The organism is Alkalihalophilus marmarensis DSM 21297, assembly GCF_000474275.2.
Classification (GTDB): domain Bacteria; phylum Bacillota; class Bacilli; order Bacillales; family Bacillaceae_D; genus Alkalihalophilus; species Alkalihalophilus marmarensis.
Window position 1 is genome coordinate 1 of sequence record NZ_ATAE01000017.1, and the last position, 23340, is coordinate 23340.

Below are 23340 nucleotides of genomic sequence, written 5' to 3' on the forward strand. Positions count from 1 at the left end.
CTTACCAATCAACTCCATAGGAATTTTGAAATTGTTCAGCTAAATGGGGTTTTTCAGTAAGACTAAAAGCATCTAATACCTTCCTATTGTTTTGATAAACTCGAACTATAAACTCTTCACCGTCAGCCTTAGCTAAATAAAATTTTCGCAATTGTGGAGAGTCTACTGTTCCAACATATTCAAATGATATATCACTGCTTGAGCTAAGTCATGTTTATTTATCGACTTGTTCAACCATGCGGGTTTCTTTATGAGAATCGTTTATCTCATCCCTTGGTAATAAAGTTAAGTATTTTTTTGCTTCCATAGGTTTTGATTTATGAATAGAATGATTAAAGTCATAGTGAATACCATACTTGTACTAAGGAAATAATCAAATACACCAAGAAAGGAAGAACCTAAAAATACACTTGCTATTAATATGAATATATTCTTACTAACTAGTAAGCTAGAAAAAATGGCTAGAGCCAGGATAAGAAGGTTTATAAATATAATTAAAGAATAATTGTTTTGAGTCATAAAGAAGAATATAAACTCATTACCGTAATATACAATTAACCAGAAAATAAGTACAGAAATTAAAAACTTCATAATGAGTTTCAAGACCATTAACAACTGTCCATTTTCATTAATCCAAACTCCTGAAGAACCAAACCATTTTTGCACCCACAGTACCCCCGTTTTTATTTGTTTAACTAGTGAAAATACTTATTCCAATGATGTTCCTTTTTAAACTTACCTACCCTTTTTTTTTATATATTTTTTTCCTTTCCTCTGCATAATCATCACTTGTTGATGGAATGCAACTGTTTGTTCAATTTTTCAACTATAAAAATCATATTAAGACCATACGATAAACATAGTGAAACCTATGAAACCTATCAAACTAAAAAATGTGCCAACTAAAGCTAATTTATTTCCTTTTTGTTCGTATCGTTTTATTTCTTTCAAGCCTATTACACCAAGCATTAAACCAACGATACTAAGAATCGTTCCTTCCTTGAAAAAGAACAGACCTATAATCGCTGAAATGCCTGTTAGGAAAGAACCTAATGCTTTACCGTTAGTTCCTTTTTCTAAACTTTTGCAATGCATAACCATCACCCATCTTTATGAATGTATATAATTATATTTTCTAATTGTTGTATCACTATACTGTCTCGTTACTTCAACAAGTAATGCCGATAACTTTTATTACATATCCACCCGTTAGTGCAGTATATCTATTTACAAACTACTTCCATATTTCATCTAATTTATCCGAATAGAATTCAATTGCCTTTTTATAACTGGAAAGCTCAGGATCTTTCGTTGTATCTATTAAGCATTTTAATAATAGCTCCATCGCTTTACTATGTTCATTAAGATTATATAAGGTCATTGAATAGAACGTTTGGATTGCTTTATTATCAGGAAATAGTTCAATCCCTTTTAGAAACGTACTTTTTGATTTTTTATATTCTCCTAATGTTCTATAAGTACTACCTAAACCCAATAAGGCTCCTTCCAAGTCCTGTGGTGGTAACCCAAATTTAATAGCCTTTTCATAAAAAGGAACTGCTTTAGCTTCTTCTCCTAATATGTCAAAACTCCAAGCACATTGATAGTGAATTGAAGCATCATCAGGAAACTCCTCTGCTAATCTCATTAGTAATTCGTTCGATTCTTTGTAGTCTCCCCTTTTTCGTAAATCAATTGCTTTCTAATTGTTTTTTCATTAATTTCATCTCCAATACTATACCTTTTTCTTCTCCAAACCTGCTCCTATATTTTGCACCATCTTCCAAAAATAGGCATAAAACGAGCTGCCTCTCTTACAGCCCATAACTTTCCTAACGCAACCGTAATTTTAATAAGAAGCATTCCTTGCTCTTGTACGCGAAGATGATTTTCTTTTTCATGACAAAGAAAAAAGCAATACTAGCTTGAAAGGTGCTGGTTTGTTATTTCACTAAGAATTAGAATCCCTTGCTTCTTCAAGGGTCGCTACCCTTTAGCACAGTAAGATTTGTACTTATTGTTCTGCTTTCTTGGCTATTTGTAATACATTATGTATAAAAGAAGCCTTATTTTCGGTATATGAAACTCTATCAAAACGAAACTCTTCTGCTAAATTTACCTTTAATTGGTGATATTCTTTTAAAACATCAGGATTGTTTCTTAAATAATCTCTGAACAAAATTTGATGGTTCCAAGGTTCTCTTTCAAACTGATAAAAATGCAAATGATGTGTACCAGCCCTCCACTTTCCTTTTCTAAAGAAACGTCTTTCAGAAAACTCTTTATGGTAAACAAATTCATACCCAATTTGTTTTAAAGGCTCAATGAACTCGTTAACTACCTCCAAATGATTTACTCCAATAGCAATATCTAAAATGGGTTTAGCCCCTAACCCTTCAATAGACGTACTCCCTATGTGTTCAATTGATATAACCTTATCAGATAATGTTTCCTTTAGTTTCACTTTTTCAAGTTTAAATTGTTTTGACCAATTTGGGTTGTACTCTTCAATTATTATTTCCTTATCCATTTTCTGCCCTCCCCAACTCATTCAGATTAAAAGGTTCTTTGTTCAACTAAACTGTCCCTTTAGTTTAACATTAATTTCCTTTTCGTTGACAAACAAAAAAGCATTCCTTGTTGAAGGAATGCACCCGTTGTGTCAAAGCAGAGAGTAGTGCTATTACAATTATCTTAAGCATTTTTCCCCGCCATCTTAATCTTTAGATAACCTACATCTTCTTTTCTTTATTATATATATTACATATATAAGCACTATAATAGAAAAAGGTACAGTAATATAATTAGTTAATGGAGAAATAATTCCTAATAACAAACCGATGAATGCCATAAAAATAGATAATACCTCATTGAAGTATCGTTCTCTTTTGTTGTTATACTTGTTGACATTCTTATTCGTTTTATCTGACAAAAAATCATCTCCTTTCTAAAGCTAAACTCCCCAATACCCCCTAACCGCATATTGGCAAATGAGTTTTTAACCTTAATTCAACTTACAAGCTCCTTTACTTCACCAAGAAGAAGCGATTACCCTTTATTAAGCAATCGCACCCGTTAGTTGAAGAGTAAGTTAAATTACAACAAAAAACTCATAATAAACTGTTCACCAATAGGACCAATTTTTCTCCTGCCCGTATCCTTATAACCTATTTTGGAATACAGTCTCTGAGCAGTAATGTTTTTATGATTAACAGCCAATACAATTTCATTACAGTTAGGAAATTCAGATTTAACAAAATCACTCAAAACAAACATAGCCTGTTTAGCATACCCTTTTCCTTGCTTCTTCTGATTAACAGATAGTGAAGTTAACAACATTGCGTTTGGGTTATCTGAATACTCCTTTACACGTTCCGTTGAATGTAATAAAAAGAAGCCCACAGACTCATTCTGGTTTACTATGACAATTCTATATTGTCCTTCTGTGACATTGAAATATTTGCTCGGTAAGGCAGTGAATTTTGCTTGTTCTTCAGGAAGTTGAAAAGACTTTAAATCCTCTAAATATTTGTCCGAAAAATGTTCTAACTTTACGTAATCTACTGTTTTCATAGATCCTTATTCCCCTTTTTATTTTTCTGCAAGTTAACACAACGAACATATATTCGTGACGTTCTGTGTTTAACTCTCTGTGTTTAAAAACTATTAAACATCTTAGTTATTTCTAATGCACTAACCTGCCCTTTATTTTAACATTAATTTCCTTTTCGTTGACAAACAAATAAGCATTCCTTGTTGAAGGAATGCAATTGAAACCTATTTCCATAATTTTTTATTACTCCCGAAAACAAACTATATTTTTTTGAAAATGCAAGAATTATTATTACTCAGTATCCGTCCACTATAATAAGACGATCACATTTAATGCAATCGTCTCTTGAATGGTATAACCATTTACTGTGTGCTCACCAACCTCTACCTTGTTTAGTTTACGGGGTTATATGATCTAATAAAACAATAACGATTAACCCGCCTTTAGGATATAAAGCTTAAGCCGCTTAAATCATTTTTAATATTTCCACTGTCTACATGACGTGGCTCAGTTCATTTTGACAACCGTTTTTTTATAGTGTGTTCTGTTCCATTACTCCGATACTTCCATAGACGCCTGGATTTCCGGACTAATTTCTGTGTGAGGATAGTTAATTCGTTCATCAAATTCTACCCAGTCAAGATTTGCCATCATCAGCAGGTAGCGTTTGCCGCTAACAGGGTCGCTGATAATGATATGGTCACGGCCAGCTGTTTCAATACGGCCTTGGTAAACCATTGCATTCCATTCGCTGTTCCCTTGGTAAGTAAAGTAGAAAGTACCCACCTTGCCTTTGTTGTAGCGCAGGATATTTTCAATAAACGATTCTTCCACTCTGCCCATAAAGAGCTGCTGTCCTGTTCCCATAGGAACCACTGGCGTTGCATACGCAGGTCCAGAAGGCATTCCCCCCTGGAAGCCAGTAAACTGTTGGGGTGCTTCATTCCCCGTCATTGCAGCTGATTGAAAACCAGTTTGATTGCTCATTTGATGAAAATTAGAGTTTCCGTAATTCATGTGAAGTCCATCTCCTTTTTTGATTTATCTATAAAACTCTGGGCAATAGCCCGGTACACCGACATAGAAGCAATGATTCCTGTATGCATGATCGAACTGCGTCATCGGGGATCTTGGCATTGTAGGGGTACAAGGATCTCGGTATGCTTGCCCCGGACTTGGATTAAAGAACCATAAATTCATTCGGGCTCGTGGGTTCCGATGACCTTGCAGCAAATTCCTGGCCCTCTGTAGGTCTTCTTCTGTCGGACGCTGTGTATACAAGGTTCCATTTAAAACCGGCTCAAAGTGAGGAATTCCCGTTCCCGGTATGGTTTGATAAATAGCATGATTGATATTACGTAAATTGTTGAAGTCAGGCTCACAGTCTGCCTCAACCCGATTGGCCACAACTGTTCCAACCATTTCCATTCCTTCGGGACCTTCACCAATCGCCTCCGACATCATGAGCCTTGCTAAAGCATTGACATCATTTTCAGTATGTTTGATTCGCCTACCCATTTTCTCACCTCTTTTGCTTATACAGTAGCCTATTACTTTTAGGCAGTTTTCGTAGCTTGCCTTACCGCCCAAACCTTGAAAATTAAATATAAAAAAAGTAAATGACTTATGTCATCTACCTCGATTATTGAACTTTTTAACATTTAACGAACCAAAATGTATCTTCGACCAACACAAGAAGCAACCCTCCTATTTGGTGCTCTGTTTGTCATTTAGGACTGCCTAAGCTGCACATTCCGACTTCTTTGTTTGCAATATAGGTGTGGAAATAGAATTCAAATACTCCCATTACAGCAGCGTCGACTAGGCTGTTATGGCTCGTGCTAGATTTTTAAAACTGACATTTTGATTTCTTAATCTTTGCAGCTAAAAATATTCAAAAATTTCAATAAGAGACCCTTCAATATCTCTACAATGAGCGATTTTAATATCCCAATTCTCTTGCTCTTTAGGTTTTCGTAACAAATTCAACTTTTTCTTTTAATTCGTTATAACTATCTTCTACACTCTCTACTTTAAGAATACATGCCACTCTATCCACCCGAGGGTCATCTGAAGAATAAGGAAATCCAGCAGCTTAAGCCATTTGCTTGCGTTCAAACAATCCAACATTTACATCCCCTACTTTAAATTGACTATATAATGAATGTTCGTCTCCCCAAGTGAATAGATCCCTGTAAAATAAAAAACTTTTTTATAGTGATCTACAAGCAAGCGTACGTGAGTTAAACTCAAGATATAAGCTTCCTTAAGTTGAAATTTATTACTATATTACTATTTAATAGAATTAAATTTAGAAAGATTTTAATAAAAGACAGTCATTTAGACCGCCTTTTTATCTTTACAAACTTCCGTTTTCCAACTTGTACAACTAACCCTTCGGCAATAGGAACTCGTAACCCTGTATCTTCAACCTTCACTCCGTTTATTTTTACTCCTTTATTCTCAATCATCTTGCGGGCTTCACTTTTCGAACTTAATAAATGTAAATCTACTAGAAAATCTAGAATTGGCACTTCTAGATTGCCTTCCCATTCAACAATTGGCATCTCTTTAGGGATTATTCCTTTTTGAAAGACTGATATAAATTGTTGTTCTGCTTTTTCTGCAGCTTCTACTCCGTGGTACATCCTTACGATTGTTTTCCCTAGAAGCATTTTTGCATCTCTAGGATGTAGCTCATTTGAATCAATATCAGCTTTTACCTTTTCTATTTGTTCAGAAGAGAAGTCTGTGATTAGTTCAAAGTATTTATTCATTAAATCATCTGGAATGGACATCGCTTTTCCGTACATTTCTTGTGGACTTTCATCAATACCAATGTAGTTCTTCTTTGATTTAGACATTTTTTCTACACCGTCAAGCCCTTCTAATAAAGGCATAAGCATTGCTACTTGCTTTTCTTTCCCAAACTTCTCTTGAAAGTGTCTTCCCATTAAAATATTAAAATGTTGGTCTGTTCCACCAAGTTCAATATCATTCTCTAATAAAACAGAATCGTACCCTTGCATTAATGGGTAGAAAAATTCATGTAATGAAATTGGCTTGCCAAGAGCAATTCTTTCTTCAAAATCGTCTCTTTCCATTAGTCTTGCTACTGTTATCTTACCTGCTAGTTGAACGACCTCTTCAAAGGTTAATTTTGAAAGCCACTCTGAGTTGTAATGCAGTTCGACTTTATCCATATCCATTACTTTTCCAAACTGTTCAAAGTAGGTTTTAGCGTTATGCTTAACTTCTTCATCTGTTAACGGTTTTCTTGCTATCGACTTGCCAGTTGGATCACCGATTTTACCTGTGAAATCACCTATTAGTAGTTGGATTATATGTCCGTTCTCTTGAAACTGCCTCATCTTCTTTAACACGACAGAATGTCCAAGATGTACATCTGGAGCAGATGGGTCTAATCCTAATTTAATTTTAAGTGGTCTGTTTTCTAAAATAGACTTTGCTACCTTTAGCTTTAACTCCTCCGTAGGGATAATTTCTTGCACACCTTGTGTGTATATTGTCATTTGTCTTTTGACTTCGTCTAATTGTTCTTCATTCAGTTGTTCCAATACATTTTTCATCTTCATAACCTCCTAATTATAAAAAAACCATACTCCTCTCTAAAGGGACGTGAATTTTCACGCGGTTCCACCCTTTTTGAAGAATATGGTCTTCCACTCAACGATTAACGGCTCGTCCGTCCTTGTATCAATGAATTCATACAAGGAAGCTCTAGGAATGTAATTCAGATTACCTTTGTGTCGATTCACAGCAACCATCGACTCTCTGAAACAGGGAGGTAACTCCTACTAATTTTCCTATCATCACTTTTTTGCTTTATTTTATTGAATTAATTAAAATTGATTTTCTTTTATTATTCGTCTTAATAATTCAGAAACGTCTTTTTGTTCCTTAACAGTTAAGCTAGAAACAATCTCTACCTCTCCTTTATGAAATTGCGGATATAGTTCTTCCATAATCTTCGTTCCTTTATCCGTCATTGTTAAATAGGTAATTCTTCTGTCTCTCGTATCTGTTTTTCTACACACAAAATCTTTCTTTTCTAACGTATTCGTAATATTACTAATTGTAGCTTTAGAAACAGCATTTAACTCTGCTAACCTCTTTGTTTCTACTGAGTTCCATATCCATAAATCATATAATATTGAAAACGATGTCCATGAAAGCCCATGCTTCGATAGTACTTCTCGTTCCATTTTGTTTCGCAATCCTTGGGCCACTCGATAGAGGTTAGTCACCACAGAAATAGCACCTAAATTAAGTGAATCCAAGGTCATTTTAGACAATTTATTAATTGTCTCTTTCTCTTCTTGGAGCAATTCACCATCATCATTAAAAGAATATATACTAACCACCACCTTTTAAATTTTCATAATCGTTAGCTATGAAACGATAGTATCAAAAAAAACACTAAAAAGCAATATTGTAATTAAAGAGAGAATTCTCTACTGCCCTTTTATATTGTATTTTTATTTTCCTTCTTCTTAACGGTTCGAGTCCTATGATTTTATTTGCGGTTAACGTATACAACAGATTATTGTATTTAAGTGTCTTTGGTTTTTAGCTATAAATATACCCTCTAAATACTCGAAATATTAACATTTCATCAACCGAAAAAAGCATCAGAGCTCTAGCTCTAATGCTTTTATTCTTTATTAGGTATCTTTTTGCCATTTGGGACTGCCTGAGCGGTTCATCCCGACTTCTTTGTTTGCAATATAAGCATGGAAATAGAATTCAAATGCATCCATTACAGCAGCGGCGACTAGGGTTGTTATGGCCATGGCTCCTCCTGAAAAACCAAACGCTATTCCCATCAGCCAAATGACTACAAATGCTAACACGCCATCTCTTATTAATTGTTATAGGCAAAATAACTAAGTCTCCTGCGATATAAGATACTACACCTAACACAAGGGTAATAAGCAGGACATTTTCAAACGCCATTCCAAGTCCCAGCCCGAGTACCAAGTACAAGAGAATGAGTGTTGCAGCCCCTTTGATGAGTAACGTTTAGAGATGTTCCATCTTTATCTCCACCTGGTACTTTTTTGTGCTTACTGTTCTTTACACTTACGGAAGAACAGTAAAACACCTTTATATAAATCGGTTCAAATGGACTATTATGGTAATGAGGCAGCGTTTACTTCTTGATAAGAAATAGAATAGAACTGTTGTTTACTATAGCTTACGTTGGATAAACAGCAATAAAATTTCACATTATATAAATGGCAGGAGGTGAGATCATCATGGCTAATCAGCAAAACCAAAATCAAAACCAACACCAACAACAAAATCAACAACAAAACAACCAAAACCAGCAGCAAAATCATCAAGTTGCACAAAGCATTAAAAATACGGCAGGTTCTGCGTTTGAAACAATGCATAATGCATTAGAAGCAACAGAAAACATTGCAATGAGTGCTGTGGATGGAACAATAAATGCAGTTAGTATAATGACGGGGCAAAATAAGAACCAGCAAAACAACAAACGCAATAAACAATAAAATAAGGAAAACGCCTTTTACTGGCGTTTTCCCTTAAGAGGATAATTAACCTTATAAGCCCCGGCAGTGTTATGTACTGCAAGGGCGCTCACTTTACTTAATAAAACAATGAAAACAAACCTAAGGCATCTAAAAATACAACGATGATCGCAATAGGTGTTACATATTTTAAAAGGAAATACCATGTCATAAACAGCTTAGAAGCAACCGATGACCCTTGCTTCAATTCGTTTAAAAGCGTTGTTTTGCTTAATTTAAGCGGGACAAAAATAGAAATTAACAGCGCCCCGAGCGGCATCAAAATATTACTCGCTAATTGATCGGCTGCATCAAAGAATGTCAGGCCGAAAATCTCGACATCTGCCATGACTCCAAAAGATAGGCAGGCAGGAATTCCACATACAAAAGCAGCTATACCGATGATCCAGCTTGCTTTTTGACGTTTGCTCATCTCTTTTTTTACACGACTTGCCACAATAATCTCAAGTAATGAGAAGGCTGATGTAAGTGCAGCGATTAAGAACAAGACCAGAAAAGCAATTAAAAATAGTTGTCCAAACATCATTTGCTCGAAGATGGCTGGCAGAACAACAAAAATGAGCTGCGGCCCTTCACTTGGCTCTAGTCCGAACGTAAACACTCCAGGGAAAATGATTAACCCAGCGAGAAGTGCTACAAAGATATTCATGATTCCAATCGAACCTGCGGCAAGCGGCAGACTTTGGGTTTTTGGTACATATGAACTGTACGTGACCATTATCGAGATCCCAAGTGATAAAGCAAATAAAGCTTGTCCTAATGCAAATAAGATCGTTTCTGATGTGATGCTTGAGAAGTCAGGAAGCAGTAAGAATTGTACCCCTTCCATTGCCCCGTCTAAGCTGAGTGATCTAACAGCAATAATGAGTAATAAAACAAATAAAGCCGGCATCATGACTTTACTTGCACGCTCAATACCTTGCTGAATTCCTTTTGCGACAACAATGATTGTTAACAAAATAAATACTAATTGCGCTCCTAATGTCGTCCATGGGTTCGCAATAATCTCACCCATCTCCACACCGAGCTGATCCACACTTAAGCCGGATAACTGCCCCGTGATTGCATTCATTAAATAAATTAAGATCCAGCCGCCGATTACACTGTAAAAGGTAAGAATAATAAAGCAAGTGATGACACCAATCCAGCCTGTTGCAACCCAAGCTGACTTTGGAGCGAGCTCTTTATAAGTAGAAATCGCATCTTTACCTGTTTTGCGGCCAAGAATAAATTCTCCGATTAACAAAGGTAGCCCTATCAGAAGAGTAAATAAAATAAATAATAAGAAAAAGGCGCCTCCTCCACTTGTCCCTGCTACATAAGGGAATTTCCAGATGGCTCCTAGTCCGATTGCTGTACCAGCCGTCGCATAAATAAATCCTAGCTTTGACGACCATTGTTCGTTTTGCGTTTCCAACCCTTTCAACTCCTACTTTTATACTTTACTGCGTTCCAACAGAAAAAATTTCAACCTCATAATAGTAACAAAGCTTTACTTACAGAACAACCGGAAATTTCTTACCATTCTAACTTTTATTTATAAAGACAAAAAGCGGCCGCTTTTTTACTCTTCCCAAAATAATTCATCTAACGTTTTATTGAGCGTCTTGCATATGGAAAGGCATAACTGCAGCGTCGGGTTGTATTTCCCTGCTTCAATCAAGCCAATTGTCTGCCTTGTGACACCGACTTTCTTTGCCAGTTCCGCTTGTGATAAATCATGTTCTGTTCGTGCGATCTTTAGCCGTACATTCTTCATCGCCTACTTTACCTCTTCTTCATCAAGGAGTTTTTGATTTACTTGATCACTTCGTTTCTTCGCCGCATTGTGGGTAATCACAGTAAACATGATGAAAAACGGTGCGTAAATGAACAGGGACACGAAAAAGACAAGAACGAAATAATGGATCGCTTGCTGAGTCCCTTCCGCATAATTAACCGCGCTGTTTGTTGCGAAGCTAAGAGCTAGAGCGAGCCCTATTGCGAGACCCCAGTAGAAGTTCTTTTTGTTTCTTGTTACCTTACTGTGGCTGTCGTGTATTTCTACCTCTTCTGAATAGATGCCAAGTGAGGTTGAGCGAATCAGGTAATAGGTGGATGCGCCTAGCAAAATCAATACTTCAGTGAGGACGACATTGATTGTTGTACCAATTGTGATGAATTTGAATACGACTGAGGCCAGGGTAATGAGCATGACAAGGTAATAAATCTCGCGGTAAATCTTGTTTTGGGTCGTTGTGACTCGTTCATCGACAGGCTTTTTGTTCCATAGTGCCATAGTGAACACCTCCAGATTCTGTATGTCTTTATTATACACTATAGTTAACATTATGCAATGTATATATTACATTGTGATAATTATATTTTGCGGTTTAATGATTTTATTTAAACAGATTAATGTAGTGTCTATATATACCGCTCCTGAAATATGCTTCGCTTTCAGCGGTGAGTTGCTGAGCTTCCTCGGGCTTAGGCCCTGTGGGATCTCAGCCTTGCTCTAGGCACCGCTGGAGTCTACGCATATTTCATCCGCTAAGTGATTGCTCTATATGGTTATTATGTGGGAGTGATGTGGTAACAGCTTCAAAGCTTAAAATGCTTAATATGCCTTAAATCCTTTAAACATGGGTTATAGCAGATTCTCCTCTCCTGAACGATACTTCGCTTTCCGTGTGGAGCTGGTGAGCTTCCTCGAGCTAAAGCCCTGTGGGATCTCAGCCTTGCTCTAGGCACCGCTGGAGTCTACGTATCGTACATCCGCTAGGTTACTTGCTTCGTAAAAGTATTTAGTGGCATGATTTAATTTGAGTCTTTTAATAAAATATCATTACGGTTCTCCTCTGTGTCATTTGTAAAGGTTTCTAATAAGCGATCACCTATGGGAGGAACCACTTATTAACATACTTCCTCCGTTGATTGGAGCGGAAGGCAACGACTCTTGCGGGATGTGCGTTACCAGGGAGATCCAACAGGGCGAAAGCCAGAGGAGGCTCGCGGTCCGCCCGCGGAAAGGGTGTGCCTGAAGCGGAGATCGACATTGCCTATAGGAAGATTTATTCAGATAGTTTCCCCCGGTAGTGCTTCATCTCTTTAAAAGAAAACACACCACAAAACGACTTATCCTTGGAGGATAAGTCGTTTTGTGATTGATTTAGTTATCACAATTGGTGGGTGGCGGCTACATTCTTGTTTCTTTGAATTTATTCAATGGTCCAATCAACCGTGAAGTTGCCTCTTACTTTGTAGCCGGTGACAACTACCTTGTAGGTCCCTGCTTCTTCGACGTGTAATTGCAATAGGAATGGGTCATCACTTATATGGTCCATTCCGACATATTGGTTTTTATCATTTCGAATATGAAAGCCATGGCCTGCTCCGTTTGTAGTGTTAAATTCATACGTCACGATAAATAATTGCCCTTCTTCTAAGTCAATCGGGATTTCATGTCTGCCATTCAAATAATCAAATGATGCTGTGTAGGATGTGTCGGTTCGCTCTTCTGTCCACCCGCTCTTCGATGTAAAGTCGATCGTTAAAAGGATGCAGATAAATAATGGAATGAGGATAGCAAATAGATAGCGAAATGATTTTACTTGCTCGGCAGCCCTCGTACCTAAGTAAAAAATGAACGCGCTCCCTGCTCCGATCACTCCAGCAAAGATCGTAAACGGATCTAAACCCCATATTTGAAACACGCCAAACCCGGAAACGGCATAAAGGCTGGCTTTAAAAGTGTCCTCTGAAACGTTTAACTTGCTTTTTAATTTCGGTATTTTATGAACGATCACATCAATAACGATCGAACTTAACACTCCATATATATATATATAAGGAACCATATGTTTGGACTAGAAAGCTCCTCTACTAATTGATAAAGATTAAAGCCTGTAGAGAATACGAGCAAAATAATAAATAAGATAAATAATAGCAATCCAGCGCCAGAAAATTTAGACGTTATGTATTTGAAGATTTTTAGCGTGAGTGGTTGGTCTGCATCCATCAGAAGCCTCCTTTACAGAGTTAGTATCTTCACGTTTAGGAAGGGTTTAGATCAGTGAAATAAAATACACAATCAGCCCAGCGAGTGCCAATATAACAGTAACTATAAAGAGTGTTTTTTTCTCGAAATGGACAAAACCCATGGAAAGGAGGGCAAGTAAACTAACGAAAAGCAGGTAAGCTGGCTCTTCTGACTCGGTTAATTGAGTAGGGAGTTAAAGAAGGATAACAATAGAAAATGGAATGAGCATCTTTAGAAAATTCTCCTGCTTTTTCTTCTCACCTTTATGCCTGACAAAGAGATAGGTTATGAGTACTACGGCAACCATTATCATACTGTAGCTGATTCCAGACATCCTTTGATCCCCCTACCTATTTGAGCATGTTTTCAAATCTATTTAAAGAAATATTAACTTTACCTTATTTAACTAACCTGCCTCTTTAGCTTAACATTAGGAATGCTTCCGTTTGTTTAAGTACAATTTTCAAAAATAATAAATTTTACCTTGTGACAGCAAGTAATAATAAGCATATTATTAGTAGGCAATTCCTACACGTGAGTGGATATAATTGTTACTTTCTAGTTGACGATACGTAAATTCTGCTGTATCAGGAACTGATATTTTCATACCACCTTCTGGCAAAACATTACGTTCAATTCGATATTTACCTTCTCTTTCTCCATCTGGCAAATATGTAGGACATACAATCGTCCAATCGAGTGATGATTGTTTCAGAATATCGTAAACTTTGTGATGTTCTTCTGCAGCACGGGTTGATTTACGTTTCGATTCACTAGATTGATAACGGAGTATATTTGGCGTAGTTCTGCTTTGTAAGATCCTTGCGGTTCCTACTGTAATAAATCGTTGTATACCTTCGCTTTCCATTGATTTAATAATGAGTGGCATACTTTCTGATAGAGTGGTAGTGCCATCAGTATTTAGTGCGCTAATTACTACATCAATCCCATGCATTGCACGTATTATATCAGTTTCATTTAAAGCATTTCCTTGAACAATGGTTACATTTTCACTATTTATATGAATCTTCTCTGGAGTGCGAACTAATACAGTAACATGATGTCTATCATGAAGGGCATGAGTTAGTATTTGACTTCCAACTCGTCCAGTTGCGCCTAAGATTAATATATTCAAATTATAACCCTCCTTTATAAAATTAATTGTTCTATTCGTCATTGTTACTAAACAAGCGAATGATCAATCGGGGTATAAACATGATGGTGTTCCAAAGTGCTTCACCAATTAATTCAATTAGAATGAGAGTATCTCTAATTTGGCCGTATCTATTTCTTTTTTTGTTTTTCATCTTCGCGCTCCCTAAGTATTATAAGAAATGCACTGCACTCCTATTAACGCCTTAATAGTACACAAAACACACCTTCAATTCGGGGTCATCTTAATTAGTTAATTATTTCTAACTTATAATATCAAAAACTAAAATATCAAATAACTCATCATTTGTATAAAGTAAAAAAGCCCATTCTCCCTTTTCGGGTAATGTTACATTAGAAGGCATATGTATATCTGCCCCGTTATTTTCTCCACCAGTTACACCTGACCAATAAGGATCTCCACTTGGTCCCTTATACAGCACTTGGTGAATCGTTTGCGTCTCCTTATGGAATCCAACAACCGTTAGCTCTCTATGTTCAATACCCCATAAATGCCACATCCATTTTTCCCTGTTTACAGATGATGTATTTGCACCAATAACACCAGATTTGTTTTCATTTCCTAGCATTTCCCTCTCTCCAAATTCAACTGCTTTTCTTTCCCAGTCAATTTCGGTGAAATCACTTTCTTGAACAAACGAAGGTAAACCTTCTGGTAAGTGTAAACTGGTTTCGAGCGTTTCCTCCGAGCTACAAGCTACGATAAATAACATTGTGACAAACATAAAATACAGAGGTATTTTTTTCAAACATTTCAGCTCCTAACGGAAATTCTCATATGATATGAATGTAAGTAATGGTCTGAAAACTATTTTAATTATAAATGTTTCCCACCAAAATTAAACCATTTATTTCCTATGATACTACCTTCCTCGCAAATAAGAGCGTTACAAGAAGATGATATTTTGTTAACAAAGGAAAAAATCATCCCTTGTTAAAGAAATGGGGTCGAGGTGCCTGTCCCTCTAACACATCGGTCCTAAACACGTTGACTTTTTATGGGGGATGTTTCAGAATAAAATGTAGATGAAGAGGTGAAAAAATGAGTGAAGAGGTAACGAGTACAAAGTGGTTTAGCATTGCCATTCAGGCACTCGTCGTGCTTGCTAATAACAAAGGACTATGTCCGAGCGGAGAATTAGCAGAGAAACTTAATTCTAAATCTGTCTTTTTAAGAAAAATATTAAGGCATCTGGTCAAAACCGAATTAATCCAGGCGAAAGAAGGCCGAGACGGTGGGTATTTTCTTGTGAAAGATCCAAATGAAATCAAATTGTCCGAAGTATATGATGCAATGAAAGCGGAAACCTTTCCTAAGGGGTTCTTTAATGTTGAAAGTAAAGAATGTTTTGCTGAGACTACTCGTGAATCCCTCTGTACATTACGTGATGAAATGGAAGGATGGGTCGTTGCCGGTTTAGAACAAAAGACCATAGCTGATTTAATGAAAAAGTGAAACATAGCTGTTTCGCTTTTTTATTTTGTCTTGGTTAACTGTAGTTGACAAAGGAACAGTTAACAACCTATACTGTTCCTTTAGAAGATACAGTTAAAGGGGAAATGAATATGTCTATTAAAAAAATGAGTAAAGAAGAATATTTAAATAAAGTAAAAGAAATTGATACAACAAAAGAAGCGCCAAAACAATTAGAGGACACAAATTTTCTGACAGTCGCGAAAGAACGCCGTTCAGTAAGACAATATGACCCTGAATTCAATATGGATAAAAGTGAAGTCTTAGAGATTCTTGAAGCTGCTACGTTAGCACCATCATCTAGCAACCTTCAACCATGGAGATTTCTAGTTATTGAAGATCAAAAGGAAAAAGAGCGTTTGCTGCCAATCGCCAATAACCAGCAACAAATTGTAGATGCTTCCGTGGTCATCGCAGTCCTTGGAGACAGAGATGCATACAAGAATGCAGATCGTATTTATAGTGCAATCGCTGAAAAGGGAAGAATGCCAGAAGACGTAAAAGACATGTATGTTAACAGCATTTTGGATGGTTACGGATCTTTTTCTAAAGAACGCTTAGCGAAAATTGCTCATATTGACGGTGGACTTGTCTCCATGCAATTAATGCTGGCAGCTAAAGCAAAAGGCTATGATACAGTTCCGATGGGTGGATACGATGAAATAAAATTCAAAAAAGAATTTAATGTACCGGAAAACTACGAAGCTATCATGTTAATCTCGCTAGGCAAAGGCGCGAAAGCAGGTTTTGAAAAAACTCGCCTTCCGCTTGATGACTTAATAAATTGGAATCGATTTGAATAAAAAGGAAGGGTCGAGGGGACAGCACCTCGACCCTTTCAATATTTGAAGCATAAAAATCACGTCAAAGGGCCCCCGAATGAAAGTGCAGAGTATAGCAAAACTCAACGGGAATGCTAGCCTGTTCGGCAAAGCCAACAATTGGTTCTGCTGGCTTTTAAGCTGAAACTGCATACCCGTAGAGGCTCCATGTCAAGTTGCAAAATGAAAAATAATTAAAAAAAAGCGGAGAAATTATCCGCTTTTAATTTTATCGTTTCCTCTTGAACTAACGCCCCCGTTAGTTTAACAATCTGATTTTGCTTCAATCTCATTTTGCTTCAATCTCATTTTTTAGCCATTCTTCTTCTGCTTGATATCTATTAAAGGTATCTGTAATAGCATCTTTTACTACCCTTGAATAATCGTTATGTAATTCTTGTTCCAATGTACTCTACTTATTCATGATCAAATTTTTTAAGTAAAATCCAATAGTACGTCACTAAAAGGATAAATAAAACCCCGACGAATGTTAATAATACATTCCCTACTGTGTTAGGATTTACTACACCCGTAATTAGAATTTCCATAGCATGCTTACTCAAACTCGCTGGATTAACCTGATCAATGATTGGACTCAATCCGACAATCATTCTGCACCCTATAAGGAAAACAATAGAAATTAACGCAATAATACCTTGACTGTGAAAAATAGTACTAATCAACGTTGTAAAAGATACAATAAACAATATCCATACTAGATAAAATAATAATCCAGTAAGCATGTGTGAAAATTGAACAGTAGTAAATAGATAATTTACATATAGATATGAGGTAAAGTATCCAATCGTTACACTAAAAGCTGCTAGCAAATAATTTGTTACCACTTTTCCACCTATATATGAAGTAACATTAACAGGCCGTGTTAAAATAAAGGCCAACATGCCGTTAGCTTTATCCGTTTGTATTATGCCCATCATAGAAATCGCTAGAATCATAAGCCCAAGTTGATCAAACTGAGACCCCAAAGTACTAGCTAGTACTTCACTTCCTTTTTGTACTGTCATACTTGGATCAATGATAATTCCCTGACTTCCGCCTAATTCCTCTAGAATTGCTGGCAAGTAATAAGTCACTACCGGCTGAATTGCCCCTAATAAGATAAAAGCAACCGGTAACCAGATTATCTTCGAATCACGTAGCATTTGAACATACTCTTTTTCTATCAGTACAGTTAAGTTTTTCATTTCTGCACCACCAATTTTAAGAAGATTTCTTCTAAAGTGTCGTTATTCATTTTGAATTGAAGGATGTCGACTTTATGTTCAAGTGCATTTTGTAGTAATAAGTTTTTGTGTTTTTCAATACTATCAACCTTCACTTTAACTTTAAGCCCAATAACTTCTACGTCCTTCACATAAGGCAATTTCTTTACAACGTCAATCCACTTTTGATCCTTTGCTGAAATGTCCACTATTAACTTATTTTCACTATTGCGATTTAAGAGTTCAGTAATCGTTGTGTCTTCTATCTTTGTTCCATCTTTTATAATGATAAATCGTTCGCAGATTTCTTCGGCATCGCTTAATATATGGGTAGATAATAGAATGGTTGTATCGTTTTTTATTTCTTCAATTAGATTAAGTACTTCTCTTCGGCCGATGGGATCTAATGCAGATACTGGCTCATCCATAACAACAAGTGATGGTTTATGTAGTAAGGCTTGCGCAATACCAAGTCGTTGTTTCATTCCGCCAGAAAAAGTACCAACTTTTGAGTTTTCTTCACTCCTTAATCCAACCTTTGTCAAAATATTCGGAATTAATCTTTTTAATTCTTCTTTATTCAATCCTGAAAGCCGCCCCATAAACATAAGGGTTTCTCTCGCAGTCATCCAATGGTAAAAATTAGGGTACTGAGGTAGGTAGCCAATGTCTTTCTTCATTTCTGATATTTTTTTCCCATTTAATAAAACTTCACCTGTATCCAGATTAATAATATCTGAAATCACTTTTATTAATGTGGATTTGCCCGCTCCATTTGGTCCAATTAATCCTACACATTCCCCCGATTGCATTTCCATCGAGAAATTATTGACAGCAATTTTTCCTTTAAATGACTTGGTTACATTTCTAATTTCTAATTTCAAGATTTCTCACTATCCTTTCTTCCTATAACAAAATACAGAACAGGTCCGAGAGTATTTACAAAAAGAATAATTAGCGTCCATATAAGCACATCTTTTCTTGTCTTCCTATGTTGATATAAATCGATTAATGCAATTAAAACTAAAAGCATACCCACCATAATAACTGGCAATATAATAGGTAGAATACCCATAAGATCAAAGTCCTTGAGGTCATTTAATCCATAATGTAGTTGCAAACCCATCATTCCCCCTTTTAATTTAATTATTATTATTATCATTATCAATAATGATAAAATAAGTCGGGGAGTATTGCAATAGCAATTCTCATTATTTATAATGAGAATAAAATTAACAAAAAAGGTGATTGGATGAGAAATAAAGTTGAAATATTGATGCATCCGGTAAGAACCAGTTAATGCTAATCTCGGCTTTTTTTCACTCAATTTTATCCCCCCCGTTACATCGTCAATACAAGCAAATACTTTCTCTGTTACGCTCTTAACGCTGAACATTTTTATTTAGGATATTAAAACAAACATCATTACATTAAAGAAACCTGCCCCTCGGTTTAACATTAATTTCCTTTTATGTGATTACATTGTTTATTGTATTCTTTGAAACAAAAACGTCAATAATTCCTGTAAAGACTTATACAGGAGGGGTTAAAATGCTCTTATCACAAGCGTGGAAAACCTATGAATCTGATAAACGAATTGAAGGTTTCTCTTCTCAAACGTTAAAAGCTTACCGGCTTCAATCATGTCTTCTTATTCGTTATTTTACTGATGTGGCGATTGAATCATTGTCTACAAATCAATTAAAGGAGTATTTAGCGGAATCAAGCGAACATTTAAAGCCGTCTAGCTTAGCCCATCGAATTCGATTCATGTGGTCCTTGTTTCGGTGGTCACATGAAGAGGGACACATTCCCTCAAACCCAGCTTATAAGATTAAGGAACCAAAAGTCGGGAAACAAATACCCAAGTTCCTTACAGAAAGAGAGATTGAACATCTTAGGGAAGCTTGTAAAATGCCAATGGAGAAAGCGCTGTTTGAGTTTATGTTCTCAACTGGCTGCCGTATTGGTGAGATTGTCTCTCTGGACAAGAATTGTATTAACTGGTCTAATCGTTCTGCTATTGTTAGAGGGAAAGGCGATAAAGAACGTGAGGTGTACTTTAACATCAAATGTGACATCTGGTTAAAACGATACATCAACATCCGCCAAGATAATGACCCTGCGATCTTTGTTACAGATCGATCACCTCATCGAATGAGCATCGCTCAAATGAGGTATATCAAAAAACGTATTTCAAGCCGTGCAGGCATTAATAAAACCATACACCCTCATCAGCTTAGACACAGTTATGCCACTCATTTATTAAACAATGGAACCCCTATTGATGTCATACAGAGTTTACTCGGCCATGAAAAAACGGAGACGACACGGATCTATGCCCAACTGAGTGGACGACTTAGACAAGACTTATATAGAAAATACTTTTAAGCATGACCAAAGAGCAGCACTTGGGAAGTATTGTTCTTTAAATTCTCGCACCCGTTAGTTTAAGTTATTAAGTTTAATTTTTCATAAAGTGCTTTTAGGTTAACCGACGGTCCAATTAGCACAGTAACTGATTTTCATTTTATACTTCTTAGAAGCTCCCTAACCAAACCTTAGACAGTTTTTATAATGGATGGCCCTATAAAAATTGATTAATAAAATATCGTGGATTTAAATTCTCTCCTGTTGCTCTTTTTATCTTCTCATTCCAGTTCAACAAAGCTCCATCTTTGAAAAAGTTTTCTTTCAGATATAGACCCACTTCAGGAACAAACAAGTCATTCGCTATATTGTTTTCTATATAAATTTGAAGCTGGGATGCTGTTAGTTCCCCTAACATATAATCTTGATATGTGACCGGAGCCAATGAAAAGTGCATTTTAGAAGCCCAGTCTGGATAGCTTGTATCTTCAGGTGGGCTTATAAACTGAATCTCCTGGACTAGTTCCCACCACAGTTTGTTCAAGTCTTGATCTGGATTTTCGTACATTTCCTTCTCGAAATAACAAAATGTAATAATCCATCGAGCGTTGACTAACATCTGCCTTTGCATCATTTTCTTTATTGAAGGATCTAAATTCTCAAGTTGCTCAACCTTAAGAAAACGCTGTTGCCAATCTAGGCGTTTCGTCATTCTGCCAAAAAACATGGCGATAGCTTCTGTCGTTAGCGAATGTGAATGAAACCGGAGAATAAACGGCAATTTTTCATCAATGTATTTAAAGTAGGCTGCATGACCAAATTCATGTAATAATGCAGTTGCCCAGAAAACACTTTCATCAATATTTACAAGAACCCGTATATCTCCCCTACGATCCGTATTCGTACAAAAACCAAACGGGTTTTTATTATCGCGGGGATACAAATCACTTTGTTGAAGGATATCCTTAATATCTAAACCCATGGATTCAAAAGTGCTAATGACTATTTGCTCCAAGTTCTTATTCTTGTAATTCTGATCCAGATCAATCCCACTAACAGGAGGCGCTTCCTGAAAAAATGGATCAACATAATGCCAAGGGCGAATTTTTTCTTTTGTTACCCCTAGTTTTATAGATAATTCTGCATCAATTTCATCTTTAACACGTCTAAAGGGTTCATCAGATAACACCTTTAGCTTATTAAAAATTTTGAATAATTCATCTATGTTCAATTCTTGCGTGTCATTTTATAAAAGTTGTCGTAACCTAAAGCCTGTGCATCTTTATTCCTCTTATATACCAGCTGCAATACAGTATTTTCTATCTTCTTTCCAATTTGTTTGGATGCAAGCCAAGCTCCTTTTCTTTGCTCACTATCAATACTCGTTTTAAGGATATCAAGGATTTCATTATTTGTTACTTCTTTCCCTTTTAATATTGGTCTATATGTATTGAATTCATGGGATATGGCCTTCTCTAATTCCATCGTTTTAGCTGTTATGCTTGGATCAAGTTGATTTTTTACCATCATATTGTATAAGTCATCTAATTGACGTCTTTGAAGCGGATTGACCTGTTTATCTTCTCTGTAAGATAAGACGGCTTTATATGCTTTTGGATCTGAGAAATTAGCGAAGTATTGGCTTAGAGCCTTTTTATGTTTTTCACTCCATTCTTTTTCCCCCGTTGTTGCAGCCATCCAATGACTTATCAAAACAGGTTTATATAGAGCCTCAATCTTCCTATTTTGTTCTTCTAAAAATACATTTATAGTAGTTTGTGAAGACACTATCAACACTCCTCAGGTTTTTCTATTTGTTAAATTAAAGCTACCCGTTAGTTAAAGAAGTTATCTTCTGATCATATTAATTCTAAGAAATTCTAATCTCATATAAAAATTATTCCGTTGATAATAAGTAATTATATACTTCGAAGGCAATATCCTCTCCAATTGTTTCTCCTAATCCCAACAGGATTTTAACTAATTTCCACATTGAATGTTTTTGAGTAGTGGCAATAATAATACCCATTTTCTTTTCTTTTTTCATTCCAATATAGGTGTTAAATCCGACAGTACCACCAGTGTGCCAATGAATGTAATCTTGTGTTTGTTTATCTTTGGAAATCATCCATCCCAATCCCATATGTGTATTATTATCAACTCTAATATTATTTTGTATTTTATGAGTTTGGTTAAAAACTTGTTGTAAAGGATTATCTGTTAATCCTAAATTTCCTTCTATGAAAGTCAACATATCATTTAATGTGCTTTTCAATCCACCGGCTCCTGGTAGAGCAGGAATAGAAAATGGAGGTATTTCTTTGTTTTTCATATACGTTTTGATTACTCTTCGCTGATTATTATCACTTATATTAATAAAAGTGTTATGCAAATCTAATGGTTTACAAATCCGAGCATTTATTGCCTCTTCATATTCTGTACCAAGAACACTTGCTAGTAAATTTCCTAAAAACCCTACACCAACATTCGAATATTTCCATTTGTTTTTATACTTCTTTAACTGAAAGTTTGACAAAAATTGGTCTAAATCCTTGGCTTGATAAGATGCGAAAGGATTCATTCTATCTTGCACTTTAATATTTGAAGCATCTCTCGGTAAATTTGATTGATGGGTAATTAAATCTCGTAACGTTATCTCTTTTCTATTATTTGAAAATGCTCGGATATAACTTGGCTGATATTTTAATACGGAGTCATCTAATTGAACTATATTATCCCTTATCATTGTCTGTAAAAATACAGCAGTAAAAACTTTAGAAATAGAACCAATTTCAAAAATTCTGTCTTCAACAGGTATATTTGATTTATCGTCTATGCCTACTGAATATATCTGTCTCCCGTTTTGATTAACAATACCAAGTAGGATACTTGAATCGTTATTTCTTTTTTGCTTAGACACTAAAATATTCTTAATTCTCGTTTCCATATTTCCCCTTCCATATAAATATTTTTTTAAACTTTCCGTTAGAAGTACAAAAGTTAACATTTTTTACTATAAATACAATTAATCCTTCTTACACTAACCTGCCCCTTTCGTATTATAAGGTCAGCCAGATAAGAAAATATTTCTGGTTGACCATTTGTTATATGGTTTTATTATAACGGTAG

General features: G+C 35.9%; 27 protein-coding genes, 1 pseudogene and 1 other annotated feature. Of the genes and pseudogenes, 4 read left to right on the forward strand and 24 right to left on the reverse strand.

Going from position 1 to position 23340, the window contains the following annotated elements; genetic code table 11:
• Positions 1-285: 285 nt before the first annotated feature.
• The 10 genes and pseudogenes from A33I_RS06210 to A33I_RS06255 all read right to left on the reverse strand — a co-directional run bounded on the left by A33I_RS06210 (position 286) and on the right by A33I_RS06255 (position 8560).
• Complete coding sequence (locus A33I_RS06210; protein ID WP_022627615.1) at positions 286-666, reverse strand: hypothetical protein; 381 nt, start codon at positions 664-666, stop codon at positions 286-288.
• 174 nt (positions 667-840) lie between these two features.
• Positions 841-1095 carry a DUF4190 domain-containing protein gene (locus A33I_RS06215; RefSeq protein ID WP_022627616.1) on the reverse strand — a complete coding sequence of 85 codons (255 nt, stop codon included), beginning with the start codon at positions 1093-1095 and terminating at the stop codon, positions 841-843.
• Between the two features lie 139 nt (positions 1096-1234).
• Positions 1235-1648: a tetratricopeptide repeat protein gene (locus A33I_RS06220; RefSeq protein WP_022627617.1), complete on the reverse strand. Its 414-nt coding sequence runs from the start codon at positions 1646-1648 to the stop codon at positions 1235-1237.
• 366 nt (positions 1649-2014) lie between these two features.
• Complete coding sequence (locus tag A33I_RS06225) at positions 2015-2530, reverse strand: GrpB family protein (RefSeq protein ID WP_022627618.1); 516 nt, start codon at positions 2528-2530, stop codon at positions 2015-2017.
• A 566-nt stretch (positions 2531-3096) separates the two neighbouring features.
• Positions 3097-3573, reverse strand: a complete 477-nt coding sequence (locus A33I_RS06230; RefSeq protein WP_022627619.1) for a GNAT family N-acetyltransferase — start codon at positions 3571-3573, stop codon at positions 3097-3099.
• Positions 3574-4105: 532 nt separating this feature from the next.
• Positions 4106-4459: a spore coat protein GerQ gene (gerQ, locus tag A33I_RS06235; protein WP_420796753.1), complete on the reverse strand. Its 354-nt coding sequence runs from the start codon at positions 4457-4459 to the stop codon at positions 4106-4108.
• A gap of 135 nt (positions 4460-4594) precedes the next feature.
• Entirely contained in the window at positions 4595-5071 is a 477-nt protein-coding gene (locus tag A33I_RS06240; protein WP_022627621.1) for a cell wall hydrolase, read from the reverse strand.
• An 818-nt stretch (positions 5072-5889) separates the two neighbouring features.
• Positions 5890-7143, reverse strand: coding sequence for a tyrosine--tRNA ligase (gene tyrS, locus A33I_RS06245; RefSeq protein ID WP_022627623.1), 1254 nt, complete (start codon positions 7141-7143; stop codon positions 5890-5892).
• 40 nt (positions 7144-7183) lie between these two features.
• Positions 7184-7396, reverse strand: a binding site (T-box leader).
• A gap of 20 nt (positions 7397-7416) precedes the next feature.
• On the reverse strand, positions 7417-7860 hold the full coding sequence (locus tag A33I_RS06250) for a MarR family winged helix-turn-helix transcriptional regulator (protein WP_083477605.1): 444 nt from the start codon (positions 7858-7860) through the stop codon (positions 7417-7419).
• 378 nt (positions 7861-8238) lie between these two features.
• A pseudogene (locus A33I_RS06255) lies at positions 8239-8560 on the reverse strand (DUF2512 family protein).
• A 272-nt stretch (positions 8561-8832) separates the two neighbouring features.
• Here A33I_RS06255 and A33I_RS06260 point away from each other — a divergent pair.
• Positions 8833-9090, forward strand: a complete 258-nt coding sequence (locus tag A33I_RS06260; RefSeq protein WP_022627627.1) for a hypothetical protein — start codon at positions 8833-8835, stop codon at positions 9088-9090.
• Positions 9091-9187: 97 nt separating this feature from the next.
• Here the strand turns inward: A33I_RS06260 and A33I_RS06265 are convergent, their stop codons facing one another.
• From A33I_RS06265 to A33I_RS06295, 8 genes are all read right to left on the reverse strand, one after another.
• Positions 9188-10546, reverse strand: coding sequence for a sodium-dependent transporter (locus tag A33I_RS06265; RefSeq protein ID WP_022627628.1), 1359 nt, complete (start codon positions 10544-10546; stop codon positions 9188-9190).
• 147 nt (positions 10547-10693) lie between these two features.
• Positions 10694-10888 carry a helix-turn-helix transcriptional regulator gene (locus tag A33I_RS06270; RefSeq protein ID WP_022627629.1) on the reverse strand — a complete coding sequence of 65 codons (195 nt, stop codon included), beginning with the start codon at positions 10886-10888 and terminating at the stop codon, positions 10694-10696.
• Positions 10889-10891: 3 nt separating this feature from the next.
• Positions 10892-11407, reverse strand: a complete 516-nt coding sequence (locus tag A33I_RS06275; RefSeq protein ID WP_022627630.1) for a DUF6773 family protein — start codon at positions 11405-11407, stop codon at positions 10892-10894.
• A 922-nt stretch (positions 11408-12329) separates the two neighbouring features.
• Positions 12330-12968: a hypothetical protein gene (locus A33I_RS06280; protein ID WP_022627631.1), complete on the reverse strand. Its 639-nt coding sequence runs from the start codon at positions 12966-12968 to the stop codon at positions 12330-12332.
• Positions 12935-13129 (reverse strand): hypothetical protein, encoded by a 195-nt coding sequence (locus tag A33I_RS20795; RefSeq protein ID WP_022627632.1) that lies wholly within the window; start codon positions 13127-13129, stop codon positions 12935-12937. The genes A33I_RS06280 and A33I_RS20795 overlap by 34 nt, the downstream gene beginning before the upstream one ends.
• Positions 13130-13343: 214 nt before the next feature.
• The gene (locus tag A33I_RS20800; RefSeq protein WP_022627633.1) at positions 13344-13484 is read right to left on the reverse strand and encodes a hypothetical protein; all 141 of its coding nucleotides are present in this window, start codon (positions 13482-13484) and stop codon (positions 13344-13346) included.
• A 180-nt stretch (positions 13485-13664) separates the two neighbouring features.
• The gene (locus tag A33I_RS06290; RefSeq protein WP_022627634.1) at positions 13665-14285 is read right to left on the reverse strand and encodes an NAD(P)-dependent oxidoreductase; all 621 of its coding nucleotides are present in this window, start codon (positions 14283-14285) and stop codon (positions 13665-13667) included.
• Between the two features lie 280 nt (positions 14286-14565).
• Complete coding sequence (locus A33I_RS06295) at positions 14566-15072, reverse strand: hypothetical protein (RefSeq protein WP_022627636.1); 507 nt, start codon at positions 15070-15072, stop codon at positions 14566-14568.
• Positions 15073-15365: 293 nt separating this feature from the next.
• Between A33I_RS06295 and A33I_RS06300 the strand changes: the two genes are divergently transcribed.
• Together A33I_RS06300 and A33I_RS06305 are read left to right on the forward strand one after the other, a co-directional pair.
• Positions 15366-15779, forward strand: a complete 414-nt coding sequence (locus A33I_RS06300; RefSeq protein WP_022627637.1) for an RrF2 family transcriptional regulator — start codon at positions 15366-15368, stop codon at positions 15777-15779.
• A gap of 110 nt (positions 15780-15889) precedes the next feature.
• Complete coding sequence (locus A33I_RS06305; protein WP_022627638.1) at positions 15890-16600, forward strand: nitroreductase family protein; 711 nt, start codon at positions 15890-15892, stop codon at positions 16598-16600.
• 434 nt (positions 16601-17034) lie between these two features.
• Here the strand turns inward: A33I_RS06305 and A33I_RS06310 are convergent, their stop codons facing one another.
• From A33I_RS06310 to A33I_RS06320, 3 genes are read right to left on the reverse strand one after another with little or no spacing between them, the layout of a single operon-like run.
• Positions 17035-17823 (reverse strand): ABC transporter permease, encoded by a 789-nt coding sequence (locus A33I_RS06310; protein WP_022627641.1) that lies wholly within the window; start codon positions 17821-17823, stop codon positions 17035-17037.
• Positions 17820-18725 carry an ABC transporter ATP-binding protein gene (locus A33I_RS06315; RefSeq protein ID WP_022627642.1) on the reverse strand — a complete coding sequence of 302 codons (906 nt, stop codon included), beginning with the start codon at positions 18723-18725 and terminating at the stop codon, positions 17820-17822. The genes A33I_RS06310 and A33I_RS06315 overlap by 4 nt, the downstream gene beginning before the upstream one ends.
• Positions 18722-18961: a PLD nuclease N-terminal domain-containing protein gene (locus tag A33I_RS06320; RefSeq protein WP_031311473.1), complete on the reverse strand. Its 240-nt coding sequence runs from the start codon at positions 18959-18961 to the stop codon at positions 18722-18724. Before A33I_RS06320 ends, A33I_RS06315 begins: the two co-directional genes overlap by 4 nt.
• Positions 18962-19392: 431 nt before the next feature.
• On the opposite strand from A33I_RS06320, the gene A33I_RS06325 reads away from it, so the two are divergent.
• Positions 19393-20232, forward strand: coding sequence for a tyrosine-type recombinase/integrase (locus A33I_RS06325; RefSeq protein WP_022627644.1), 840 nt, complete (start codon positions 19393-19395; stop codon positions 20230-20232).
• Between the two features lie 196 nt (positions 20233-20428).
• Here A33I_RS06325 and A33I_RS06330 read toward each other — a convergent pair whose 3' ends face one another.
• The 3 genes from A33I_RS06330 to A33I_RS06335 form a co-directional block, all read right to left on the reverse strand.
• Positions 20429-21442, reverse strand: a complete 1014-nt coding sequence (locus tag A33I_RS06330) for a gluzincin family metallopeptidase (protein ID WP_235806169.1) — start codon at positions 21440-21442, stop codon at positions 20429-20431.
• A complete protein-coding gene (locus A33I_RS21260; RefSeq protein ID WP_235806170.1) occupies positions 21439-21999 on the reverse strand; it encodes a gluzincin family metallopeptidase in 561 nt (186 codons plus the stop codon). The genes A33I_RS06330 and A33I_RS21260 overlap by 4 nt, the downstream gene beginning before the upstream one ends.
• 109 nt (positions 22000-22108) lie before the next feature.
• Positions 22109-23158 (reverse strand): serine hydrolase domain-containing protein, encoded by a 1050-nt coding sequence (locus tag A33I_RS06335; protein ID WP_022627645.1) that lies wholly within the window; start codon positions 23156-23158, stop codon positions 22109-22111.
• Positions 23159-23340 lie beyond the last annotated feature (182 nt).